This window comes from Salinivibrio sp. MA427 (assembly GCF_001996115.1).
GTDB classification, from domain to species: Bacteria; Pseudomonadota; Gammaproteobacteria; order Enterobacterales; family Vibrionaceae; genus Salinivibrio; species Salinivibrio costicola.
In genome coordinates, this window is sequence record NZ_MUFH01000335.1 from 1 (window position 1) to 2,427 (window position 2,427).

Genomic DNA, 2,427 nt, shown 5'->3' on the forward strand with positions numbered 1-2,427 from the left:
GTACAAATTTGTCACCCTTGAAGACTATCAGTCTTTGCAAGCGCCATTGCTTGAGGTAATGGAAGCCAATCAGATAGGCGGTACACTCCTTCTCGCTCACGAGGGCATCAATGGTACAGTCGCTGCGACACGAGAAAATATGGATGCGCTATTTGCGTGGTTTAAAAACGACCCACGCCTGGCCGATATTGACTATAAAGAATCGTTTGAAGACAGCCAGCCGTTTAGTCGTACCAAGGTAAAACTGAAAAAAGAAATCGTCACCATGGGCGTGGAAGGCATTGACCCACGCCAAAGTGTCGGCACCTATGTCAAACCGACCGAATGGAACGCATTAATCAGCGATCCGGATGTGTTGGTGATTGATACGCGCAACGATTACGAAATTGAGATCGGTACCTTTGAACGCGCCGTTAACCCGCATACGGATAGCTTTCGCGAATTCCCGGACTATGTCGAGCAGCAACTTGACCCCAGTACCCACAAAAAGGTGGCGATGTTCTGTACTGGCGGGATCCGCTGTGAAAAGTCGACGGCATTTTTGAAAGAAAAAGGCTTCGATGAGGTATATCACCTCGAGGGCGGGATCCTAAAGTATCTTGAAGAGGTGCCTGAAAGTGAGAGCTTATGGAACGGTGAATGTTATGTTTTTGATAGCAGAGTTGCCGTTAATCATGAATTAGAAAAAGGCTCTTACGCAATGTGTAACGCTTGTCGTCTGCCAATAACCCAAGCAGACATGGAAAGCGAGCACTATGAACAAGGCGTCTCCTGTCCAAAATGTATCGATAAACACACCGACGCGCAAAAAGCTGCGTTTCGTGAACGAGAATATCAAGTTCGCCTCGCACGTGAACGGGGTGAACAACACGTCGGCGGTGAAGCGAGAAAAGTCATTGAGCAACGTCGCGAATTAAAGAAACAGCGCCAACGGCAACAAAGTAAAAAAAATAAAGCTTAATCAGACTAGAACACGCCCAAACTGCTTCTGCGAAACGGTGCGCGATCCCTTGCGCGCCGTTACTTGTCTACTGTATGCGCTATATCACCCGCTTTATTTCACTCGATATCGATTCAATGCTGTAATTTGTTGTAAAGTGTTTTCGGGCTTATCCCCAATGCAGCCGCTGTGCGTTGACGATTACCATTGTACCGAGCCAGAGATTGTTTGATTGCCATCTGCTCTAGTTCTGAGAGTGTCATTCCTTCAGGGATAAAGCAGGAAGCGGTCATCTTATCATCCTTGCGAACAACCGTTGTAGGTAAGTCCGACACCTCAATGTGTCCACTACTTAATAGAAAACCATGCTCAACTGCATGTTTCAGCTCTCGCACATTACCCGGCCAACGATGCTGAGTCAGTACGCTTAAAGCTTCTGCACTTAGGCTAGTTTGCGCATTATAGTGATGATTAAGTTCAGCGAGAAAATGCGTGATAAGTGCATGAATATCATCACCTCGTTCGCATAAAGGCGGGACGGTGACAATAAATTGCGCAAGGCGATAATAGATATCTTCACGAAGTTTTTCCTGAATGATTGCCTGATCTGTATCTCGGTTCGTGGCCGCTACTAAACGCACATTGGCCGTTTGATTCTTTGTCGCACCAACAGGGCGATATTCACCAGATTCCAGCACCCTCAGCAACTTTACCTGAAGTGTTTGAGGCATCTCGGTTATTTCATCAAGGAATACTGTTCCCCCCTCGGCTTGATAAAAAATACCTTGGTGATCTTGGTGCGCCCCAGTAAACGCCCCTTTTACATGACCAAACAATTCACTCTCTATCAATTCCGGACTCAGCGCACCGCAATTGATGGCCATAAAAGGGGCGGCAGCTTGTTGACTCAAACTATGCAGTGTTTTCGCTACATGCTCTTTCCCCACGCCGCTCGCACCAACAATCAATACATTTGCATCCGTTGGTCCAAGCCGTTGAAGTCGGTGATATAGCAATCGCATTGGCTCAGACGAGCCCAACAGATAACCATATTGATTTGCTTGGCTTTTGAGCACTGGGATTGCGGTCTGATGTGAAACAAAGCGCGTGTCTAAGCGATCAATAAGCAACGTCTGAACCGATTTACCATCTAGCGGTCGCCGAAAAACAGYTGCCGCACAGTCCTGTACTCGCGCATTCCAAGCGGGATTCGGTGCACCATTGCTTATTAACGCCCAATGGGTATGTCGATATTCTCCCATCACACGAATAATCGCTTCGGTACACATAGTGTCTAAATCAATATCAAGCACTACCCAGTCCGGCGGCTGTAACTCAAAAGCGCGAAGAAGATCCGTAGGCGTATCAAATGTAGAAAGATCAACATGCTCTAGCCTTTGTGCGGGTTGAAGCAGCTCAATATCCGAGGGTTGGTTTACACAGGTAAACAGGCGAGATTTACACATTACTCTTCCTTCCATATTGCG

General features: G+C 47.1%; 2 protein-coding genes. One reads left to right on the forward strand and one right to left on the reverse strand.

The features are described from left to right. The coding region (locus tag BZG79_RS14145) for a rhodanese-related sulfurtransferase (protein ID WP_108743307.1) at positions 1–961 on the forward strand (961 nt) is incomplete at its 5' end. Positions 962–1,074: 113 nt separating this feature from the next. Here BZG79_RS14145 and BZG79_RS14150 read toward each other — a convergent pair. Next, on the reverse strand, positions 1,075–2,406 hold the full coding sequence (locus tag BZG79_RS14150) for a sigma-54 dependent transcriptional regulator (protein ID WP_199877926.1): 1,332 nt from the start codon (positions 2,404–2,406) through the stop codon (positions 1,075–1,077). Positions 2,407–2,427 lie beyond the last annotated feature (21 nt).